Origin of the sequence: Sulfuricaulis sp., assembly GCF_040901545.1 — a bacterium.
GTDB lineage: Bacteria > Pseudomonadota > Gammaproteobacteria > Acidiferrobacterales > Sulfurifustaceae > Sulfuricaulis.
This window is the reverse complement of the sequence record NZ_JBBDYL010000066.1, coordinates 32208-52471: the sequence shown is the minus strand read 5'-3', so window position 1 is coordinate 52471 and position 20264 is coordinate 32208. Positions and strand designations below refer to the sequence as shown.

Annotated in this window: 22 protein-coding genes; 12 read left to right on the top strand and 10 right to left on the bottom strand. The window is 57.5% G+C overall.

Annotation, left to right across the window (positions count from 1 at the left end; all coding sequences use genetic code 11):
* Positions 1 to 328: 328 nt before the first annotated feature.
* The 5 genes from WD823_RS13675 to WD823_RS13655 form a co-directional block, all read right to left on the bottom strand.
* Positions 329 to 688: a type II toxin-antitoxin system VapC family toxin gene (locus tag WD823_RS13675; RefSeq protein WP_368430054.1), complete on the bottom strand. Its 360-nt coding sequence runs from the start codon at positions 686 to 688 to the stop codon at positions 329 to 331.
* Complete coding sequence (locus WD823_RS13670; RefSeq protein WP_368430064.1) at positions 675 to 884, bottom strand: type II toxin-antitoxin system VapB family antitoxin; 210 nt, start codon at positions 882 to 884, stop codon at positions 675 to 677. Before WD823_RS13670 ends, WD823_RS13675 begins: the two co-directional genes overlap by 14 nt.
* A gap of 60 nt (positions 885 to 944) precedes the next feature.
* On the bottom strand, positions 945 to 1526 hold the full coding sequence (locus tag WD823_RS13665; RefSeq protein ID WP_368430053.1) for an NAD(P)H-dependent oxidoreductase: 582 nt from the start codon (positions 1524 to 1526) through the stop codon (positions 945 to 947).
* Positions 1527 to 1535: 9 nt separating this feature from the next.
* On the bottom strand, positions 1536 to 2303 hold the full coding sequence (locus WD823_RS13660; RefSeq protein WP_368430052.1) for a methyltransferase domain-containing protein: 768 nt from the start codon (positions 2301 to 2303) through the stop codon (positions 1536 to 1538).
* 101 nt (positions 2304 to 2404) lie between these two features.
* Positions 2405 to 4378, bottom strand: a complete 1974-nt coding sequence (locus WD823_RS13655; RefSeq protein ID WP_368430051.1) for a monovalent cation:proton antiporter-2 (CPA2) family protein — start codon at positions 4376 to 4378, stop codon at positions 2405 to 2407.
* A 299-nt stretch (positions 4379 to 4677) separates the two neighbouring features.
* Here WD823_RS13655 and WD823_RS13650 point away from each other — a divergent pair, with 299 nt between their 5' ends.
* The 12 genes from WD823_RS13650 (at position 4678) to ptsP (ending at position 14486) form a co-directional block, all read left to right on the top strand.
* Positions 4678 to 5652, top strand: coding sequence for a KpsF/GutQ family sugar-phosphate isomerase (locus WD823_RS13650; protein WP_368430050.1), 975 nt, complete (start codon positions 4678 to 4680; stop codon positions 5650 to 5652).
* Entirely contained in the window at positions 5653 to 6222 is a 570-nt protein-coding gene (locus WD823_RS13645; protein ID WP_368430049.1) for a KdsC family phosphatase, read from the top strand. It abuts the gene before it with no gap.
* Positions 6223 to 6230: 8 nt separating this feature from the next.
* Entirely contained in the window at positions 6231 to 6665 is a 435-nt protein-coding gene (gene lptC / locus WD823_RS13640) for an LPS export ABC transporter periplasmic protein LptC (protein ID WP_368430048.1), read from the top strand.
* A gap of 7 nt (positions 6666 to 6672) precedes the next feature.
* Complete coding sequence (gene lptA, locus WD823_RS13635; protein ID WP_368430047.1) at positions 6673 to 7248, top strand: lipopolysaccharide transport periplasmic protein LptA; 576 nt, start codon at positions 6673 to 6675, stop codon at positions 7246 to 7248.
* On the top strand, positions 7245 to 8009 hold the full coding sequence (lptB, locus tag WD823_RS13630) for an LPS export ABC transporter ATP-binding protein (RefSeq protein ID WP_368430046.1): 765 nt from the start codon (positions 7245 to 7247) through the stop codon (positions 8007 to 8009). The genes lptA and lptB overlap by 4 nt, the downstream gene beginning before the upstream one ends.
* A gap of 165 nt (positions 8010 to 8174) precedes the next feature.
* The gene (locus WD823_RS13625) at positions 8175 to 9668 is read left to right on the top strand and encodes an RNA polymerase factor sigma-54 (protein ID WP_368430045.1); all 1494 of its coding nucleotides are present in this window, start codon (positions 8175 to 8177) and stop codon (positions 9666 to 9668) included.
* Positions 9669 to 9686: 18 nt separating this feature from the next.
* Positions 9687 to 10013, top strand: a complete 327-nt coding sequence (gene raiA / locus WD823_RS13620; RefSeq protein ID WP_368430044.1) for a ribosome-associated translation inhibitor RaiA — start codon at positions 9687 to 9689, stop codon at positions 10011 to 10013.
* 129 nt (positions 10014 to 10142) lie between these two features.
* Positions 10143 to 11234, top strand: coding sequence for an HPr(Ser) kinase/phosphatase (gene hprK, locus WD823_RS13615; protein WP_368430043.1), 1092 nt, complete (start codon positions 10143 to 10145; stop codon positions 11232 to 11234).
* A complete protein-coding gene (rapZ, locus tag WD823_RS13610; protein ID WP_368430042.1) occupies positions 11235 to 12089 on the top strand; it encodes an RNase adapter RapZ in 855 nt (284 codons plus the stop codon).
* Complete coding sequence (locus WD823_RS13605) at positions 12086 to 12496, top strand: PTS sugar transporter subunit IIA (RefSeq protein ID WP_368430041.1); 411 nt, start codon at positions 12086 to 12088, stop codon at positions 12494 to 12496. The genes rapZ and WD823_RS13605 overlap by 4 nt, the downstream gene beginning before the upstream one ends.
* Positions 12496 to 12765, top strand: a complete 270-nt coding sequence (locus tag WD823_RS13600) for an HPr family phosphocarrier protein (RefSeq protein WP_368430040.1) — start codon at positions 12496 to 12498, stop codon at positions 12763 to 12765. The genes WD823_RS13605 and WD823_RS13600 overlap by 1 nt, the downstream gene beginning before the upstream one ends.
* Complete coding sequence (ptsP, locus tag WD823_RS13595) at positions 12765 to 14486, top strand: phosphoenolpyruvate--protein phosphotransferase (protein WP_368430039.1); 1722 nt, start codon at positions 12765 to 12767, stop codon at positions 14484 to 14486. The genes WD823_RS13600 and ptsP overlap by 1 nt, the downstream gene beginning before the upstream one ends.
* 33 nt (positions 14487 to 14519) lie before the next feature.
* On the opposite strand, the gene WD823_RS13590 is transcribed toward ptsP, so the two are convergent.
* From WD823_RS13590 to WD823_RS13570, 5 genes are all read right to left on the bottom strand, one after another.
* A complete protein-coding gene (locus WD823_RS13590) occupies positions 14520 to 14924 on the bottom strand; it encodes a WYL domain-containing protein (protein WP_368430038.1) in 405 nt (134 codons plus the stop codon).
* A gap of 132 nt (positions 14925 to 15056) precedes the next feature.
* Positions 15057 to 16412, bottom strand: a complete 1356-nt coding sequence (gene mgtE / locus WD823_RS13585) for a magnesium transporter (RefSeq protein ID WP_368430037.1) — start codon at positions 16410 to 16412, stop codon at positions 15057 to 15059.
* A 227-nt stretch (positions 16413 to 16639) separates the two neighbouring features.
* Entirely contained in the window at positions 16640 to 18004 is a 1365-nt protein-coding gene (pmbA, locus tag WD823_RS13580) for a metalloprotease PmbA (RefSeq protein WP_368430036.1), read from the bottom strand.
* Positions 18001 to 19449 (bottom strand): metalloprotease TldD, encoded by a 1449-nt coding sequence (gene tldD, locus WD823_RS13575; protein WP_368430035.1) that lies wholly within the window; start codon positions 19447 to 19449, stop codon positions 18001 to 18003. Before tldD ends, pmbA begins: the two co-directional genes overlap by 4 nt.
* Positions 19446 to 20258: a carbon-nitrogen hydrolase family protein gene (locus WD823_RS13570; protein WP_368430034.1), complete on the bottom strand. Its 813-nt coding sequence runs from the start codon at positions 20256 to 20258 to the stop codon at positions 19446 to 19448. The genes tldD and WD823_RS13570 overlap by 4 nt, the downstream gene beginning before the upstream one ends.
* Positions 20259 to 20264: the final 6 nt, after the last annotated feature.

The following is a 20264-nucleotide window of genomic DNA, read 5'->3' as shown; positions in this document are numbered from 1 at the left end:
AAAAACCGTCCTTGAAGGAAAAGGCGGAGGGCAAAACTTTATGCAAGCACGGATTTCACCGATGGCAAGTTGCGGTGGAAAGAAAATTCGATGTCATACAAGGAAAATTGGTCACACTCCTGCGCTGCGCGCGTTGTGGAAAGGAACGAACAAAACTCCTGTAAGCAGGGTTGAACACGATGAATCGGCTGGGCATTAACCCGTAGGGCGGAATAGCGCAGCGTCTTCCGCCGTTATGTACTCATCTAGTGCCGCAAGTTGGGTTGAACGCAGTGAATCACAAACATGCTGGGTTTCATTTCTCAATCCAGGCATCAGCGTTGTACGGTTAACCATGGGCGACGACAAGTTTTGCGGCAACACATCTTAATTTTTTATCCAGTGTCCACAGCTTCACGCGAGATATCAGACAGGAAGCGAGAAGATGAATATCGATCAACCCGAGGCCGAGACCAGCGAGTTTCCGTTCTTCGATAAAGAATAGAATCTCGTCGGACTCCACCAAGGTAGCGATCGGCAATGCCTTCAGCAGGGAAAGAATTTGTTCGCGGGACCTGAGATGGCCGCAGGCGAGTTCGCCAATCACAAACGGGTGACAGACTACCTCGCCTTTGTTCAGGAGATCCCGAAGTTCGGGCTCGCCCCTTCTGAGATGCTCAACCCAGACAGAGGTGTCAACGAGCACCATGCCGGGTAGCGGTCCTTCTTCGGGGTATGGACTTCAACGATTTTTCCGAGCCACCCAGTTCAGCCAAACGCTTGCTGCTTTCAAGTGCGAGCAGAGCCTCCAGCCCGGCCTTCACCAGCGCGGTCTTTTCGGAAATGCCGGTTAACGCTGCCGCTTTTTTCAGCAATCTGTCTTCGATATTTAATGTGGTGCGCATATGCATATATATATGCACTGATAATGCATATATGTCAAATTTGGGTAGTTCGGCAGAAATCTATGCTTGCCGGGCGCCCAGGGCACGAACCTGCTGCAACCATTTCTTGCGTTTCTCATCCGTCGAATCTTTGACCGGACCGATCTCGGTAATGCGCACTGGTTTGATGCCGCAGAATTCGAGGATGGTTTTTTTCATGGTGTTGTGCCCGGGACGACCGTAGACCCAACGGTAAATCCATGAAGGGGTGTTAAGCGTGACGATGAGGCGGGCGCTACGACCGGTGAGCAGCTTATCCCACAGGGGCGAGTTGTCGCGGAAATTCACGGCAAACCCGGGGAGAAAAACCCGCTCGATGAAACCTTTTAACAGCGCCGGGATGGTCCCCCACCAGATGGGATAGACAAACACCAGATGCTCGGCCCATTTAATCGCTTCCTGGGCCATCACCAGATCGGTTTCCAGTGCCGGCGGCGAGGAATGATTCATGGCACCCGTGGGATCGAATTTGAGATCCCCGAGAAATATTTCCCTTACCTCGGCCCCGGAGGCGCTCGCCCCCTCGGCATAGGCCTGTGCCAGCGCCGCACCGAAACTCTGCCGTTGCGGCTGGCCGAGAATGACCAAAATTCTTTTTGGCATCGATTTTCTCTAGCTTGTTTTCCCTGGAAGCGGGGTCATCGTACCCAAACGCATGTATACCGGCCACTGGACGGTAAGCCGCTTTTCCGCCGGATACCATGTTTCCGCCAGTTTCCCGCGTATCAATTCCAGCGGGTTGTAACCGTTTTTATCCTGATAACGCTGTGTCGCCGACCAGGTGCGAAGATATCCGATGAGATTATTCAAATTCCAGTCCGCCTTCATGATGAATTCGGGCGTCGGCAGCTCAACCAGCGGAAAAGGCACGGTTTGATACTTCTCGTCGATGTAGCGGCGCTCCGGGGGCCAGCAGGAACCCACAATATTTTTATAATAATGTTGCACAATTGGGTCCACGGCAGGATTGACCCGCATCGACCCGTAACACCAGACGGCGATCAACCCTCCCGGCTTCAGGACCCGGTGCACTTCCCGAAAAAAAGACTCGAAACCGAGCCAGTGCAGCGCCTGGGCCACCGTAATCAAGTCCACGGTATGTGAGGGAATATTCGAGTTTTCCGCCGCCGCCACGTGATAACTGATTCTTGCGTGCGGCACGGCATTTCGAATCTGCTCCGCGCTCATGTCCGTCGCGATAACGCGGTCAAAATATTCCACCAGTCCGCGCGCCGCCTGACCGCTACCGGTGGCACAGTCCCAGGCCAGGTCATGATCCTTCACTGTCCGGGCGAGAAATTCAAACAGCGCTTGGGGATATTCCGGCCGGAATTCGGCGTAATCCACCGCATGATCCGAAAAATGGTCTTTGAATTCCATAAAATAAATAGACAGGATTAACAAGATTTACAGGATTAAAGGCGAAAAACCGTTTTAATGTTTCTGATTTTCAATCCTGTTAATCCTGCGAATCCTGTCCATTATCCCTCTAATAATATTTTTTCAGCCTGCTCCAGGGCCTCGGGCGTGCCGTGGAGTACCAGCACGTCACCGGCAGCAAGGCGGGTTTCCGGTGCCGGTTCGGGGCCGCGGATACCGCCACGGCGCACCGCGCTGTCCGTGACTCCGGCTTTTTCAAGTTGGAGGGTAGAGATCGGCTGGCCCACGGCATGCGCCCCATCCGGCTGGGTGACAGAGTGCAGCCGCGCCTGGTAAGCATGCGTATCCTTGCCATCGTGAAGGTCCTCGCCGTGGAAGAAACCGCGCAACATTTGGTAACGGTCGGCGCGTACATTGCGCACATGCCGGACGATACGCGATATCGGCACACCCATGAGCAGCAGGTGCGAACCCATCATCAGGCTGCCTTCGAGGCTTTCCGGGACCACTTCGGTCGCCCCGGCGGCACTAAGCCGTTCGAGATCGGCGTCATCCTTGGTGCGCACGATCACCGGCATGTCCGGTCGTACCAGGCGCGTGGTGTCAAGAATCTTGAGGGCGGCGGGCACGTCGTAGAAACTGATGGCCAATGCCGTGGCGCGCGACAAGCCGGCCGCCTCCAAAACGTCTCGCAGCGTGACGTCCCCGTAAACGACGGGCTTGCCGGCATCGCGCGCATCACGCACGCGTATCGGATCGAGATCGAGCGCCAGATTCGGGACTCCTTCCTGTTCAAGCATCCATGCCAGATTCTGTCCGCTCCGGCCATAACCGCAGACGATCACGTGCCGATCCGTCACATCCGCCTCGGCGCGGATCACGTCAAGGCTGCTTTCGCCGGCGTGGGTGTAACCGGGCACCAGTCGCTTGGCCAGGTTACCGTTGTGACGCACGATGATCGGCGCGACCATCATGCTCAGAATGATTGAGGCAAGCAGGATCTGCGATGTTTGCTGGTTAAAAAGATGAAACTGATTCGCCAGCAACAACAGGGCAAAGGCAAACTCGCCGACTTGGGACAGCACCAAGCCGGTGCGCAACGCCACTGCCGTTTCCATGGCAAATAATTTTCCCAGACCGAGGATCAGCAGCGCTTTAAAGAGAATAATCGCGGCAACGCTGACGAGGACCCATGGCCAGAGCTGTCGCATGGCGCTTAAATCAAGCATCATGCCGATGGTGACAAAGAACAACCCCAGCAATATATCGCGAAACGGAAGGATATCGCTCTCGACCTGATGGCGGTATTCGGTTTCACCCAGCATCACACCGGCCAGAAACGCCCCGAGCGCCAGCGACAGGCCCGCAACATCGGTCAGCCAGGCCGAAGCCAGGGTGAGCAGTAACACGGCCAGCATGAAAAATTCTCGCAACCGTGCCGAGGCGACTTCATGAAAGAAGGGGCGCAGCAACCAGCGTCCGAGAAAAATTATCGCGATCATCACCATGACGCCTTTCAGCAGCGCCCAGCCCAGTGTGATCCACACCGTTTGTTCGCCATCTCCGGCCAGCGCCGGGATCAAAATCAGGAATGGAACGACGATCAAGTCCTGAAACAACAGCACGCTGAAGGCGTGGCGTCCATGAAGTAAATTCTGTTCGAGCTGTTCGGACAACAATTTCATGACAATGGCCGTGGATGACATCGCCAGCATGCCGCCGATGACAATGGCGCCTTCAGCCGGTACGCCAACCAGCCACGCCACAAACCCGAATACGAGACAACTGAAGAACACCTGCGCGCCACCGAGCCCGAACACCACGGTCTTCATGGCCATCAGCTTGGGGAACGAAAACTCAAGGCCGACGGTGAACATGAGAAACACAAGCCCGAACTCGGCAAGGTAACGCGTTCCCTCCAGATCCGGGATCCATGCCATCCCGTATGGTCCCACGACGATACCGGCGCAGAGATAAGCCAGAACCTGCGGCAGCTGCAGATAGCGGAACATTGCAACCAGCACCACCGCGACTACCAGCAATATCAGAATGCTTTGAAAGCCAATGGGCTCCATGGGATTATCGCAGCCGTTTGGATATACTCAAATATAATCACTGCTTTCAAGCCGGCGGCTTTTGATGTTGTCGGCTTGAAGTCAACCGACTCCCCCTCTCTCGCGTAAGCGGGAGAGGGCAAGGGGTGAGGGCGAAATGCCAAACACAGGAACGAATTCCGCGCCACCCCTCACCCTAACCCTCTCCCCGCCAGCGGGGAGAGGGAACATAAATTTGCTTCGCCGGAAGGCGAGAGATTTCAACCATCCCCTAAAGGGACATGAAAGATTACCCTAAGCCAACACAAACCGCGAAACACATGAATTCATCTTCTTCATTCGAACAACTGGGGCGCGAGGTAATTCAGCTCGAAGCCGAGGCCTTGCTCGCCCTGGCGAAACGGTTGGATGGGCATTTCATGGAGGCCTGCCGGTTGATATTGAATTGCCAGGGACGCGTGATCGTCACCGGCATGGGGAAGTCGGGGCATATTGGTAAAAAAATCGCGGCCACGCTCGCGAGCACCGGCACGCCATCATTCTTCGTGCACCCCGGCGAAGCCTCGCATGGCGATCTCGGCATGATTACACCGGCCGACATCCTGCTGGCCATTTCCAATTCCGGTGAAACGGAGGAAATCGTCACCATATTGCCGATCATCAAGCGCATGGGCGTGAAGCTCATCTCGTTTGTCGGCCAAACCGACTCCAGTCTTGCCAAGCAAGCCGACGCGGCACTTTTTGTGGGCGTGGAAAAGGAGGCTTGTCCGCACAATCTGGCCCCAACCGCCAGCACCACGGCGGCGCTTGCCATGGGCGATGCCCTGGCGGTGGCCTTGCTCAAATCGCGCGGTTTCACGCGCGAGGATTTTGCGCGCGCGCATCCGGCGGGCAGTCTCGGTCGACGCCTGCTGCTCTACGTCAGCGACGTCATGCACACGGGGGGCGAAATTCCCCAAGTCGCGGAACAAGCCGAGCTGCGCGAGGCACTCCTCGAAATGACCGGTAAAGGGCTTGGCATGACCGGGGTGGTGGACCGCAACAACCGCCTTGTCGGTATTTTCACCGACGGCGATCTGCGTCGTGTCCTGAATCGCGGAGTCGATGTCTACCGTGTCATCATCACTGAAGTCATGACAAAGAATCCCAAAACCACGCGCGCGGACCGGCTGGCGGCCGAGACCGTGCAACTGATGCGCTCGCTCAGGATCAACGGTTTATTCGTGGTGGATGAAGACAACCACGTGCTGGGTGCACTCAACATGCACGACCTTTTCCGCGCCGGCGTCATCTGAATGAACCAGATCCACGCACCGGCATTCGAAGTGAATCCGGAAGTTCTTGTTCTCGCGGCAAAGATAAAGCTGGTGCTGTTCGACGTGGACGGGGTGCTTACCGACGGGCGGATTGTGATCAGCGACGATGGCCAGGAGTACAAGGCGTTCAACTCGCGCGACGGTCATGGCATCAAAATGCTGCAAAACAACAATATTGCCGTGGGCGTGATTACCGGCCGGACATCCGAAGTGGTGAAACACCGTATGCAGGAACTGGATATCAAACATGTCTATCAGGGCTGCGACGAAAAATTACCGGTATACCGCCGGCTGATCGCCGAATTGGGGCTCGCACCGGAGCAGACAGCCTACGTTGGCGATGACGTCGTAGACCTCCCTATCATGCTGCAGACGGGCCTCGCCATTGCCGTGCTGAACGCGCATCCGATAGCGAAGAAATACGCGCACTGGATCACACCGAGCATTGGCGGATACGGTGCCGCTCGCGAGGCTTGCGAGCTGATCCTGTATGCACAGGGGGCCTTTCACGCTGAAATACAGAAACTCATCTCGGATGCAGGTCATTAGACTTCCGGATGACGCTCGATCTCAAAAGATTCGCCATCGCCTTGACCCTGGTTCTGCTCGCCGGCGGCTCCTGGTGGCTGACACACAAAGTCAGCGAACCGGAAAAACCGTTCGACGGCAAGGCGCGCCATGATCCCGACTACATCATCGAGAATCTCATCGCTACCGTTATGAATGAGGATGGCAACCGGCGCTATACGCTTGCCGCCGTTCGTCTCACACATTACGGCGATGACTTCAGCTCGGAACTCGACCAGCCCTATCTCGTCCAGTTCCGCCCGGGGCTCGCGCCGCTCCATACGCGCGCCGACAAGGGATGGATGCCGATGGATAATAGCCGGATACTCATGAGCGGAAATGTCATTTCTTCCCAGGGACGCGATCCGCGAAGCGCCGGTGGGGAAATCCGGACTGACACCATGAAAATCCTGCTCGACAAGTAATGCCTCCGTGATCACGCGCCATGACAAGACACGACTCACGGCGATGGCGGCCTGCCTGTCACTTTGGCTGTTGATGTCCCCGGATTCCTACGCCGTTAAAAAAAATGAGGATGAGCCTATCCAAATCAATGCGCGCTCCGTGGAAGCCAATGAAAAAACCGGATTATCGGTATATTCCGGGAACGTGCTGGTTGAACAGGGGCTGTTGTCAATCAAGGCGGATCGCATCGAAATCCGCATGCGCGACAACAAACCCCAGACGATCCGCGCCACCGGCAAGCCGGTGAAACTCAGACGACAACCGGACGATGAAAGCGAGGAGATACAGGCTGAGGCCAGACGAATTGATTACTATATCCCGGGGAAAAAACTGGAGATGACCGGTGACGTGACGGTGCGCCGGGGCGGAGATTTATTTACGGGCAGCGTATTGCACTACGATATCAATGAAAAAAATCTGACTGCCCAGGGCGACGCCAACTCCGGCGGCCGCGTGCATGCCGTGATACAGCCCAGAAAGCGGGGCGAAGCGCCGAATTCCGGTACCGATGCCGCGCCCCGTTCCCGGGAAGTCACCCAATGAAAAAAACTCCCGGCCAGCTCTCCTCCACCCTTCCCGCAGGCACCCTTACCGTCAAACGTCTCAACAAGCAGTACCAGGGACGTGACGTCGTAAAAGACGTATCAATGGAAATAAAGAGCGGAGAGATCGTCGGGCTTCTCGGTCCAAACGGCGCCGGAAAGACAACCTGTTTTTACATGATCGTTGGACTTATTCCGAAAGACAGCGGAACCATACTTCTGGATGAAGTGAATATCGGCGATTTGCCGATGCACCGGCGTGCACAATTGGGCGTGGGTTACCTTCCGCAGGAACCTTCCGTGTTCCGCAACCTGACCGTCGCGGAAAATATCATGGCAATACTCGAGACGAGACCTGAGTTACCGGATTCCGAACGAAACCGCATCCTCCAGGAATTGATGCACGATCTCAATATTACCGCGAGACGTGATGCCCTGGGGATCAGTCTTTCCGGAGGTGAGCGAAGGCGTGTTGAAATCGCGCGCGCCCTGGCATCAAAACCGCGCTTCATGCTGCTCGATGAACCGTTCGCCGGTGTCGATCCGATATCCGTTCTGGAAATACAACAGTTAATCAAACACCTGCAAAATCGCGGGATCGGCGTACTGATCACGGATCACAACGTGCGGGAAACCCTCAAGATTTGCGACCGCGCATACATTCTCAGCGAAGGGATGGTGCTTACGTCGGGTATGCCCGGCGATATCTTGTATAATGATGCGGTCAAAAAAGTTTATCTGGGCGAGGACTTCCGTCTCTAAGATATTGGTCTTTTTCCTTGAAATTGCATCGTCACCTAAATCATGGAGACGACAAACGGAACATCTTCAGGAGAAAAATGGACTAAACTTTTAAGCAAGACGATATGGACCGACCCTTGAAGACGAAAGCAGAACGCATTCCATAAAAGAACCGCCTGTAATTTTATGAAGCAATCACTTGACCTCAAATTTGGTCAGCATCTAACCATTACTCCTCAATTGCAGCAGGCCATCCGGCTGCTGCAGCTTTCTTCCGTCGAACTACAGCAAGAAATTCAGGAAGTCCTGGAAACCAATCCCCTGCTTGAGGAAATCGAAAGGGAGGACGACACGGCGGAAGTCAAAGCGGAGTCAGACGCCGCTATCACCGACAGCCGGGACAACGGCGAGGCTTCCACTTTCGACGAAACAGATATGCTCCCTGCTACCGAATCCGGTGAAGACATGGACTCCAACGATGGTGCCGATGACGATTGGGCCAAGAATTTCGAGTCCATGACGGCACCCATGGGCAGCGGTTCTACATCCGATGACGGTTTTCCCGATATCGATGCACGCAACAGCCCACCTCAAACGTTACACGATCACCTGTTGTGGCAGATGCACATGACACCATTCTCGGACGATGACAGGCAGATCGCCCTCGCGCTGTTAGATGCCATCAACGAAGGGGGTTATTTAAGTTGCAAACTTGAGGAAATCCAGCAGGCCCTCGACGGCCCTCTTCATCCTGAAATTGACGAGATTGAAGCGGTATTGCACCAGATCCAGAATTTCGACCCCATCGGAGTCGGCGCACGCGACCTCGCCGAATGTTTGAGGTTGCAGATGAAGATGCTCCCTCCGGAGACCGCCAACCTGGCAGCAGCGCTGCAAATGGCCACTCCGCAGAATCTCGCCCTTCTCGCGGACAGGGACTACACTCAACTGCGACGTATTCTCAAGATTTCTTCCGACGAACTGCAGCAGGTTGTTCAACTTATACAGAGTCTGAATCCACGACCCGGCAATTCCGTTACTTCCTCACAGGCGAGTTACATCGTTCCCGACATCATTGTCAAGAAAATCCGCGGTGTTTGGCGCGCGGAACTCAACCAGGGTGTATCGCCGAGATTACGCATCAATCATCATTATGAAAAAATGATCCAGCGCGGTGATTCGAGCGCTGATAATCGTTACCTGCAGGATCAGTTACAACAGGCGCGTTGGTTTATCAAAAGCCTCAACTCACGCAACGAGACGCTGCTCAAAGTGGCGCGCACGATCGTGGACCGGCAGCGCGCCTTCTTCGACCACGGGGCGGAAGCCATGAAACCGCTCGTATTGCATGATGTGGCCGAGACGGTGAGCATGCATGAGTCCACCATATCGCGCGTGACAACCAACAAGTACATGCTCTCGCCCCGCGGAATATTCGAACTCAAATATTTCTTCTCCAGTCATGTTACCACCGTTGATGGCGGTACCTGTTCGGCGACTGCCATACGGTCGATTATCAAGAAACTGGTGGAGAGCGAAATGCCCACCCGGCCCATCAGCGACAGCAAGATTGCCGAAATCCTGACCGAACAGGGCATTAATGTAGCCCGGCGCACGGTCGCCAAGTATCGCGAGTTCATGAATATCCCGCCGTCCAATCAGCGCAGATCGCTCGTCTAACTGTTTCGGAGATCATCCATGCAAATCACGGTAAGCGGACATCAAATCGAAATTACCGAATCAATGCGCACGTATGCCTCGGAGAAAGTCGGCCGCATCCAGAAACATTTCGACCATGTCATCAATGCCAACATTGTTTTGCATGTTCAGAAAAACCAGCATATCGCCGAAGCCACTATTCACGCCCGCGGTACGACGATGCATGCCAACGCGGAAGGGGCGGACATGTACGCTGCCATCGATTCAGTGGCCGGAAAACTTGACCGGCAAGTGCTAAAACACAAGGAAAAAACCACGCACCATCGCCGCGGAGAAGGTGCTATCAAGAAGCTCCGTACACTCTAATCAGGCGCAAACCTGCTACAATTGTCCCCGTTCTGCCAGTACCGGATAATGCTGCCGATAATGCTTCATTAATCCTTTCCTGGCCAGTGGCAGGAAATTTCAGCAACCATTTTACGAGGCAATAACTGCTTGCGGCGCAAACGACGGAAGAAATCTCCCGATGCTTCGCCCGAGCCGAAAATCGGGCAAGTCAATGACTCCATGAACACGCCGGCTGTCACGGCGCGAGATTTGTACGTTGCCGAATCCGGTCCGTTGAAACTCAAATGGATCGGGGGTGAAGCAGGGAAAGACCGCCTGCTGGAGCCCATGACCGCGAAATTCCCCGGCATGGCACTCGTGGGCCATCTCAACTTTGTGCATCCGAACCGCATTCAGGTTATCGGCGAGGCGGAAATCAACTATCTGCTGAAACTGGGCAAAGCAGAATACAAAAACGCCATCCGCAACCTTTTCACTTGCGATAAAACGTCGGCCATCATCGTCACCAACAACAAGAAGGCGCCATCAGACCTGATCGCTACCGCCAACGCAAAATCACTGGCACTCTTTTCAACCCCCTTGCCGAGCCCGGTGGTGATTGACCACCTGCAGTATTACCTTACCCGGGCTCTGGCACCGCGCATTACCGTGCATGGCGTGTACATGGAAGTCATGGGGATGGGCGTGCTGATCACCGGAAAACCCGGAATCGGGAAAAGCGAGCTCGCGCTTGAACTGCTCTCCAGAAATCACCGGTTGATAGCGGATGATGCCGTCGAATTTATCCGCGTCGGGCCGGACGTGCTCGTCGGGCAGTGCCCCACCCTGCTGTCGGATTACCTGGAGGTGCGCGGGCTGGGCATCCTGGATGTCCGCCTGATGTTTGGTGAAACAGCTGTAAGGCACAAGAAGAAATTGCACCTGATCGTTCGCCTGGAAACCACGCTAAGCGAGGAGATGAACAAAATTGACCGCCTCCAGGCATTGCAGAAAACCCGCAATATTCTTAACGTGGAAATTCCGGAAGTCTCGCTGTTCGTGGGTCCCGGCCGCAACCTGGCGGTATTGGTGGAGGCCGCCACGCGCGCGTATATCCTTCGCATGTGGGGCATTGATCCCCTCCAGGATTTCATGAGACGTCATCAGGATTATTTGGACAATCAGAAAAATGGGAATCCGGTTTACCGCAATGAACATGATGAAGATATGCTGCGCAAGACACGTGGCAAAGTAGACTAAATGAGTTTTTTTATTGTCAGCGGTCTCTCCGGTTCAGGAAAAACCATCGCGCTTCAGGCTCTGGAAGACACCGGTTTTTACTGTATTGATAATCTGCCTGCCGTGCTGCTCTCGCACTTTGCGGGACTGCTCTCCGATCTGCGTAACAGCGCCATCATGAATGTCGCCATCGGTCTGGATGTGCGTAACCGCGCGTTCCTGGCGGATTTGCCCAACAGCCTGAGTGAACTGCGCACGCGCGGTATTCAGTACCGCATCATTTTTCTTGAAGCCGAGGAATCCATCCTGGTCAAGCGCTTCAAGGAAACGCGGCGAAAGCATCCCATGCTCGATCACCAGACACCGCTGGTAGAAGCGATAAGGGCTGAAAAGGAATTGCTCGGACCGTTGTCATTCGATGCCTCGCTGCGGATTGACACTACTCATACTTCGCCCCACGAGTTACGCTCGCAGGTGCGAAACTTCGCCCACGGTGAAGAAACTGCCGGAGTGACGTTACTGTTCGAGTCTTTTGGATACAAGCATGGAACGCCTCTGGATGCCGATTTCGTCTTTGATGTCCGCTGTCTGCCCAATCCGTATTGGCAATCCGACCTGCGGCAATACACGGGGCTGGATGAACCGGTAGAGCGCTTTCTGACGCAGTATCCCGAAGTCCAGGAAATGTACGATGGAATTCGCGGTTTCCTGGAAAAATGGCTGCCTCGGTTCGAGCGCGAAGACCGCACTTATCTGACGATCGCCATCGGCTGTACCGGGGGTCAGCACCGTTCCGTCTATCTGGTGCGGCGTCTGGCCGTATATTTCTCGGACAACGGAATCAAGACACAGGTGCGCCATCGGGAACTGAAATGATCGGCCTGCTGATATTGACGGAGAAAAAAATGGGTGCGGGACTGATCGCCGCTGCCACGCATACGTTTGGCAGCCGTCCTTCCCAACTCGAAGCCATGGATCTGGAGTACTCAACCGCTCCGGAGGCCATTGACGCACTGCTGCGAAAAAACCTGCAGCATGTCGATAAGGGGGATGGGGTGCTGATACTTGCCGACGTGTACGGCGCCACCCATACGAACGTGGCCTGCCGTCTGCTGGCACGCGGTCGAATTGAGCTTATTACCGGTGTCAATCTGCCCATGCTGCTGCGGGCGCTCAATTACCGGCATCTTAAAATGGATGAGCTCATTGACAAGGCGTTGAGCGGCGGGTGCGGCGGCATTATCTGCGCCGCCAACCCGAATAATGCGCGGGGGGCGCGATAATGCGTTGCCAGAATATTACCATCATCAACAAGCTCGGACTGCACGCACGCGCTTCGGCCAAGTTTGTGAGTCTCGCGGCGGAATTCGAATCCGAGATTACGCTCAAGCGCAACGGTCAACAGATTAACGGGAAAAGTATCATGGGCATCATGATGCTCGCAGCGGCCAAAGGAGCGGAGATTGAAATTTGCGCCGATGGCAACGATGAAAAAACGGCAATCGAGGCGCTGACGGAACTGGTCAACGATCGCTTCGGGGAAGGCGAATAATGCTGGCCTTGCACGGCACGGGCGTCAGCGACGGGATTGCCATCGGCAAGGCATTCGTACTGCACCGTGAACTTCCGGAGATACCCGAGTATGCCATCCCCGCGGAATTCATAGAGGAGGAAGTAACCCGATTCAAACGGGCGGTCGACGCTTCACGGAGGCAGCTGACAAGCATCCGCAATCAAATCCCGGCCAATGCGCCGCCGGAAGCCGTGAGCTTCCTCGATGCGCACTTGCTGATGCTGGATGACAAAATGATTTCCTCGGCGCCGATCGACGCCATTCGGGAAAAGCTGTGTAACGCCGAATGGGCGCTCAAATCCCAGAGTGACATTCTGAGTGCGGTGTTCGAGCAGATGGACGATCACTACCTGCGCAACAAGAAAACCGACGTCAATCAGGTAGTCACCCGCATCCTGCGCAATCTGCTTCAGCAAAACTACGACGAACACGAGAAAATCGGCTCCGGCGAGATCGTGGTCGCAGATGATCTCACGCCGGCTGACACGGTCATGCTCAAGCAAAACCGCGTGCATGCGTTCGTGACGAACCTCGGCGGTCCCATTTCCCATACAGCCATTCTGGCGCACAGCCTCGGCATCCCGGCGATTGTTTCGGCGCACAGCGCCACCCGCTACGTCCAATCCGGTGAAGAAATCATCATCGACGGACGGCGCGGAATGCTCATCATTGCGCCGGATACCAGCATCATCGCAGAGTACAAACGACGGAAAAAAGACATCTTACGGCAGCGTCGCGAGCTCAATCTTCTCAAGTCCAGCCGTGCCATAACTCGTGACAAGCGCCGAGTCACGTTGCTGGCCAACATCGAACTTCCGGCGGACGTGCGTGCCGCTATCCAGGCGGGTGCGGAAGGGATCGGTCTCTATCGCACCGAATTTTTGTTCATGAATCGGAGCGAGTTGCCGGATGAGGAGGAACAGTACCGCGCTTATCTCAAGGTCGTTAAATCCCTGCCAGGAAAACCGGTGACCATTCGCACGCTCGACCTGGGCGCGGACAAACAGGTGGACGGAGGCCGTGCGGGGACTGCCATCACGGTCAATCCGGCGCTCGGACTGCGTGCCGTACGGTTGTGTCTGCACGATACGTCCCTGTTCCGTCCGCAGTTACGCGCCATTCTCCGCGCATCGAGTCACGGAAACGTGCGGATGATGATTCCGATGCTTTCGAGCCAGGAGGAGCTGTTCCGCGTACTCGATTTGATCGAGGAAACCAAATCCGAACTAAAACGCAACCGAATCAAATTCAATCCCAAGATCGCCGTGGGGGGGATGATCGAGGTGCCGGCCGCCGCCATATCGGCGGATCTGTTTGCTCCCTATCTCGATTTCTTTTCAATCGGCACGAATGACCTCATCCAATACACGCTCGCGATCGACCGCGTGGACGATGCGGTTAACTATCTTTACGATCCGTTGCATCCGTCGGTGCTGCGTCTGATATCCATCACGATCCAGGCAGGTAAATTGGCGCGCATCCCTGTGGCCATGTGCGGCGAAATGGCGGGTGATCCGCGTTACACCAGCCTGTTGCTGGGGCTCGGACTGACTGAATTCAGCATGCACCCGGCGACTTTACTTGAGATCAAGAAGAACGTGCGCAATGCTGACGTGAGCAAGCTCACACGTGCTGTGCGGAAATTGCTACGGGCCCGGGGTACCCGGGAAGTGCACGCGTTGGTGGAAAAGCTCGGCTGAGACCGAGCCGTATATGCCTGAAGCGGAAGCGCTTCAGCGGCGGATCTGTTCGGGCAGGTGTGGGCCGATTTCCGTTGTCTGTGCCGGGTAGACGTAACCAAAGACAGGTTGACTGTCCTGCACGATGGCCACCAGACCGCTGCGGTACTTCATCCGGCTCGAGCTGAATCCCTCCGCGATCCGCGGTTCGAATTTCTCCTTCAGCACGGAAACAGCGGTGATTTTGGTCAGCCGGAATGGCCGCCAGAACGGCGGCGGACGGCCGGAGGCGGAATAGCCGCGCGATTGATAAGCGTCCAGGGTCAATTCGCCACGCTCATCGGTGTAGACGGCGTGCGGTTCCACCACCCGAACCTGCCGCTGGTCGTGGTAGCGGATGGCAATACAGCGTTTGTCTTTGATCGCCTGGCTGATGATCTGAATCGTATTCGGCAACATGTTATGCGCTCCCTATCTGAAATAACTATGGCACATGCCCGCGAGAGCTTCAAAGTCGCCTGATAAATGGCTGATTTCACGGCATGTGTGGTTTTGTACCCGTGGGGAAAAGAGGGCAATCCCCCGGATAATTCAGATCAGAAAGATAGTTGCAAGCCCGAGGAAGGAAAAAAAGCCGACGACGTCGGTGATAGTGGTCAGGATGACTCCACTCGCCACCGCCGGGTCCACTCCTATCTTGCGCACCAGGATCGGAATCGTGACCCCGGCAAGCGCGGCCATCACCAGGTTGATCACCATCGCCAGGGTGATCGCCAACGCCACCAGGTAGTTCTGGTGCCACAGGATGGTCGCCAGCCCCACCGTGAGCGCGAACACCAGGCCGTTGAACGCGCCAACCATCAGCTCCTTGATCAGCACGCGGCGCGCATTGGCCTCGGAGACAATGCCGAGCGCGAGCGCCCGGATCACACTCGTCAACGTCTGGGTGCCGGCGTTGCCGCCCATGCCGGCGACGATCGGCATCATGACCGCGAGTATTGCGACCTGCGCGATGGTCTGCTCGAAAAGTCCCACCACCGAGGCGGCGATGAACGCGGTGACGAGATTGACCCCGAGCCAGATGGCGCGCTTGCGGCTGGTGCGTACCACCGGCGCGAAGATATCCTCGTCCTCGCTCAGGCCCGCCGGTGCCATCACCTGACGATCGGCCAGATCGCGGATGACGTCCACGACGTCATCAATTGTTATGCGCCCGAGCAGACGATTGTTATCATCCACCACCGGGGCGGAAACAAGGTTGTAGCGTTCGAACGCCTCGGCGATCTCCTGGTCCGGAGTCAGCACCGTGAATTTGACCATATCTCGCTCCATAACCTGAGAGACGCGCACCCGCGTTTCCGTGATCAGCAGCCGCGAGACGGGCAGGGCGCCGACCACGCGATCGCTGCGATCCACGACAAACAACTGGTTGGTGTGTTCCGGCAATTCACCGCGACGACGCAAGTACCGCAACACCACCTCGAGCGTGATATTTTCCCGTACCGTGACGGCATCGACGTTCATTAATCCGCCGGCGGTGTCTTTGGGGTAGGACAGGACCGCGTTGAGCCGCTGGCGGTCCTGCAAGTCGAGCGCGAACAGGATTTCCGCGATCACTTCATCCGACAGGTCCGGGATAAGGTCGGCGATGTCGTCGGTGTCGAGCACACGGGCCGCCGCAACCAGCGCCTGGCCGTCCATCTGCTTGACGAGATCGATACGGACTTCTTCCGGCAGCTCGAGCAGTACTTCACCCATGCGCTGGATGTCCACCTGCCCCCACACCGTGGCGCGCAACTCCGGGGTCAGGCCTTCCAGTACATGCGAGATGTCCGCCGGATGCAGGCCGGAAAGAACTGCGCGCGCAGCCGCCGTGTCGCCGGCCTCCAAAGCGGCCAGAACCTGTTTCAGATAATCCGGTTTCTTGGGTTTGCGTGCCTTGGCCATGGGGATTTGCCTATTTTTCGCGGGCAGAGTGTAGAGGACTCCGGCAATGACGCAAAGGGAAATTTGCCGCACAGAGTAAGGCTGTTGATCGCTTGCTTCGAAATTGAAAGGTGGAAACTTAGATCAGGATGGGATGTTGCCAACCCACGAATCAGTGGAAACGGGTATGCCTCAGAGTGATTTAATTTTGCGCGAGCACCAACTCCTTCTGTTACCTGAAAATTACCTCAACTCCCCGCCACCGTCATATTCTCGATCAAAATCGAACCGCTGCGGATATTGCCGCGGGTGTCGACGTCGCTGCCAACGGCGACGATGCGGCGGAACATGTCCTTGAGATTGCCGGCGACGGTGATTTCCTCCACCGGGTACTGAATCTGCCCGTTTTCCACCCAGAAGCCGGCGGCGCCGCGGGAATAGTCGCCGGTAACCGTGTTGACCCCGAAGCCGATGAGTTCGGTCACCAGCAGGCCCGTATGCATGCGCTTCATGAGCGCGGCGAGATCGTCCTTACCGGGGTCGATCGTGAGGTTGTGCACGCCGCCGGCATTGCCGGTGGTCTGCATCTTGAGCTTGCGCGCGGAATAGGAGTCGAGCACGTAGCCTTGCAGTATCCCGTCGCGAATCAGGTCGCGTGGCTGCGTCGCCACGCCCTCGCTGTCAAACGCCGCGCTGCCCTGCGCACCCTTGAGATGCGGCTGCTCGTGGATGCGCACGAAATCCGCGAACACCGGCTGGCCGAGCGCATCCAGCAGGAACGAGGCCTGGCGGTAGAGGCTCGTCCCGCGCACCGCGCTGACGAAATGGGACAACAGGCTGCTGGCCAGCGGTGCTTCGTATAATACCGGGCACTGGCGCGTGGCAAGTTTGCGGCTGCCCAGACGCCACAGGCTGCGGCGCGCCGCCGTCCGGCCCACCGACTCCGGCGATTCCAGCGCGTCGGACGCGCGCGCCACGGTGTACCAGAAATCGCGCTGCATGCCGGATTCGTCCTGCGCGATAACGCTCACCGACAGGCTGTGGCGCGTGTTCGCGACCGTGCCGAGGAATCCATGGCTATTGCCATAAACCTCCAGCCCTTCGTGCGTGGTCAGGCTTCCACCCTCGGAATTGGCGATGCGCTTGTCCTGATTGCGCGCGGCGTCTTCGGCCGCGCGCGCGAGCTCGATGGCCCGGTCCGTGCCCGGATTCCACGGGTGATGCAGATCGAGATCGGGAATGTCTTTTGCCAGCCGGTCGGGATCGGCGAGGCCGGCGCAATCGTCCTCCGCGGTAAATTTGGCGATGGTGCAGGCGGCGCGTACCGTTTCGCGCAGGGCATGCTCGCTGAAATCCGTGGAGCTGGCCGAGCCGGTGCGCTGCCCGAAATAGACCGACACGCCCATGCCCTTGTCGCGCGTGTGCTCCACCGTCTCGACTTCACCCAGGCGCACCGTCACCGACAGACCCTGGCTGATGTTCACCCCGGCTTCGGCCGCGGTGGCGCCGGATTTTTTCGCCTCCGCGAGCACCTGGCCGACAACACCGGCGAGGCGCTCGCGTGAATTCCTGTCCGCGACCGCGGGACGCGTGGCGACGGTGGTGGTGCTCATGCCTGCGTGCCCCCAACCGTCAGGCCATCGATCTTGAGCGTCGGCTGGCCCACGCCCACCGGCACGCTCTGGCCTTCCTTGCCGCAGGTGCCGACGCCCGGGTCGAGCTCCAGATCGTTGCCGACCATGGATACGCGCGTGAGCACATCCGGCCCGTTGCCGATCAGCGTGGCGCCCTTCACCGGACGCGTGATTTTTCCGTTTTCGATCAGATAGGCCTCGGAGGCGGAAAACACGAACTTGCCCGAAGTGATGTCGACCTGCCCGCCGCCGAAATTGACGGCGTACAGACCCTTGCTCACCGTACCGATGATCTCCTTCGGATCGAATTTGCCGTTCAGCATGTAGGTGTTGGTCATGCGCGGCATCGGCAGGTGTGCGTAGGATTCGCGCCGGCCGTTGCCCGTGGGCGCGACCTTCATCAGGCGCGCGTTCATGGTGTCCTGCATGTAACCTTTGAGCACGCCGTTCTCGATAAGCACGTTGTTCTGTGTCGGCGTGCCCTCGTCGTCCACGTTGAGCGAGCCGCGCCGGTCGGGGATCGTGCCGTTGTCCACCACGGTGCACTGCTCGGAGGCCACGCGTTGCCCGATGCGTCCGGCGAAGGCGGACGTGCCCTTGCGGTTGAAGTCGCCTTCGAGCCCGTGGCCGATGGCCTCGTGCAGCAAAATTCCGGGCCAACCGGGGCCGAGCACCACCGCCATGGTGCCGGCGGGCGCATCCACGGCCTCAAGATTCACCAGCGCCTGGCGCACGGCCTCGCGCGCATAATCCAGCGCGCGGTCCTGCTGGTTGAAATAATCGTAACCGAACCGGCCGCCGCCGCCGGCGCTGCCCGATTCGCGTCGGCCGTTGCTCTCCACGATGACGGTGACGCTGAGCCGCACCAGTGGGCGTACATCACCGGAGATTACGCCGTCCGAGCGCACCACCAGAATCGACTCGTGCGTCGAGGCGAGACTGGCCATGACCTGCTTCACGCGCGGGTCCTGCGCGCGCGCCTCCTGCTCCACGCGCTCGAGCAGTTTTACCTTGGCATCGTCCGCGAGACTCGCGAGCGGGTCGGCCGGGCGGTACAGTTGCCGTCCCGTCTCGCCGTGGAATGCGGCGGGCATGTTCGCCGGCGCGTTCTGCTGCGCGATGGCGCGCGCGGCGCCGGCGGCCTCCAGCAGCGTGGGCAGGATGATTTCATCGGAATAGGCGAACCCGGTTTTCTCGCCGGCCACGGCGCGTAAACCCACACCCAGTTCGATGCTGTGACTGCCGGATTTGACTTTACTCTCCTCGAGCGACCAGGACTCGCTACGGCTGTACTGGAAATAAAGGTCGCCGTAATCCACACCGCCCGTGGTTAACTGGCCGATCAGGCGCATCAGCTCCGCATCGCCGATACCCGCCGGTTCGAGCAGGGATTGACGTGCCAGGGTGAGCACGCCGTCACTCATGATGTAAACCGCCGGTGTTGTATGCTCGGCAGGCTCGTACGCGCCCCCTGCTGCAGGGTGCGGTCGCAATCCGCGATGACGTATCCGGCGCCGCGCGCGAGTCTCGAAACGATATCGCCCCAGGGACTGACAATCATGCTGTCGCCGTAGGTTTCCCGGCCATTCGCATGATATCCGCCCTGGGCGGCGGCAATGACATACACGAGATTTTCGATGGCGCGGGCGCGCACCAGCACTTCCCAATGGGCCCGGCCCGTGTGCGCCGTGAAGGCGGAAGGCAACGCAAAGAGTTCCGCTCCCTGGTCGAGCAACCGGCGGAAAAGCTCGGGAAAACGCAGATCATAACACACGGCCAATCCCAGCCGGCCGCAAGGCGTGTCGATCACCACGACGGAATCGCCGGGCTCGATATTTTTTGATTCTTGATAATGCTCGCCGTTGCCTAGCCGGACATCAAAGAGATGTATCTTGTCGTAACGTGCCACGCGCTCGCCGCGGTCGTTGTAGAGCAAGCAGGCGGCACGCACCTTGTCCGAAGAATTCGCTATCAGCGGAATCGTGCCGCCCACAATCCATGTCTGATGCCGTTGCGCCTGCGTCGACAGAAAATCCTGGATCGGGCCCCGGCCGTCCTTTTCAGCCACGGACAGCCGGTCGGCCTCCTTCTGCGGCATGATGGCGAAATTTTCCGGCAACACGATGAGTTGGGCGCCGGCTTTGGCGGCGGCGGCAATCTGCCGCTCCGCTTCACCGAGGTTCGCCGCCACTTGCGGCCCCGAAGCCAGTTGAATCGCAGCGACCCGCGTCACGGTAAC

What these genes read in the sequence shown, in the direction of transcription:
- WD823_RS13675 (WP_368430054.1), bottom strand. Translation starts at nt 688, where the DNA reads ATGGTGCTCGTTGACACCTCTGTCTGGGTTGAGCATCTCAGAAGGGGC.
- WD823_RS13670 (WP_368430064.1), bottom strand. Translation starts at nt 884, where the DNA reads ATGCGCACCACATTAAATATCGAAGACAGATTGCTGAAAAAAGCGGCA.
- WD823_RS13665 (WP_368430053.1), bottom strand. Translation starts at nt 1,526, where the DNA reads ATGCCAAAAAGAATTTTGGTCATTCTCGGCCAGCCGCAACGGCAGAGT.
- WD823_RS13660 (WP_368430052.1), bottom strand. Translation starts at nt 2,303, where the DNA reads ATGGAATTCAAAGACCATTTTTCGGATCATGCGGTGGATTACGCCGAA.
- WD823_RS13655 (WP_368430051.1), bottom strand. Translation starts at nt 4,378, where the DNA reads ATGGAGCCCATTGGCTTTCAAAGCATTCTGATATTGCTGGTAGTCGCG.
- WD823_RS13650 (WP_368430050.1), top strand. Translation starts at nt 4,678, where the DNA reads ATGAATTCATCTTCTTCATTCGAACAACTGGGGCGCGAGGTAATTCAG.
- WD823_RS13645 (WP_368430049.1), top strand. Translation starts at nt 5,653, where the DNA reads ATGAACCAGATCCACGCACCGGCATTCGAAGTGAATCCGGAAGTTCTT.
- lptC (WP_368430048.1), top strand. Translation starts at nt 6,231, where the DNA reads ATGACGCTCGATCTCAAAAGATTCGCCATCGCCTTGACCCTGGTTCTG.
- lptB (WP_368430046.1), top strand. Translation starts at nt 7,245, where the DNA reads ATGAAAAAAACTCCCGGCCAGCTCTCCTCCACCCTTCCCGCAGGCACC.
- WD823_RS13625 (WP_368430045.1), top strand. Translation starts at nt 8,175, where the DNA reads ATGAAGCAATCACTTGACCTCAAATTTGGTCAGCATCTAACCATTACT.
- raiA (WP_368430044.1), top strand. Translation starts at nt 9,687, where the DNA reads ATGCAAATCACGGTAAGCGGACATCAAATCGAAATTACCGAATCAATG.
- rapZ (WP_368430042.1), top strand. Translation starts at nt 11,235, where the DNA reads ATGAGTTTTTTTATTGTCAGCGGTCTCTCCGGTTCAGGAAAAACCATC.
- WD823_RS13605 (WP_368430041.1), top strand. Translation starts at nt 12,086, where the DNA reads ATGATCGGCCTGCTGATATTGACGGAGAAAAAAATGGGTGCGGGACTG.
- WD823_RS13600 (WP_368430040.1), top strand. Translation starts at nt 12,496, where the DNA reads ATGCGTTGCCAGAATATTACCATCATCAACAAGCTCGGACTGCACGCA.
- ptsP (WP_368430039.1), top strand. Translation starts at nt 12,765, where the DNA reads ATGCTGGCCTTGCACGGCACGGGCGTCAGCGACGGGATTGCCATCGGC.
- WD823_RS13590 (WP_368430038.1), bottom strand. Translation starts at nt 14,924, where the DNA reads ATGTTGCCGAATACGATTCAGATCATCAGCCAGGCGATCAAAGACAAA.
- mgtE (WP_368430037.1), bottom strand. Translation starts at nt 16,412, where the DNA reads ATGGCCAAGGCACGCAAACCCAAGAAACCGGATTATCTGAAACAGGTT.
- pmbA (WP_368430036.1), bottom strand. Translation starts at nt 18,004, where the DNA reads ATGAGCACCACCACCGTCGCCACGCGTCCCGCGGTCGCGGACAGGAAT.
- tldD (WP_368430035.1), bottom strand. Translation starts at nt 19,449, where the DNA reads ATGAGTGACGGCGTGCTCACCCTGGCACGTCAATCCCTGCTCGAACCG.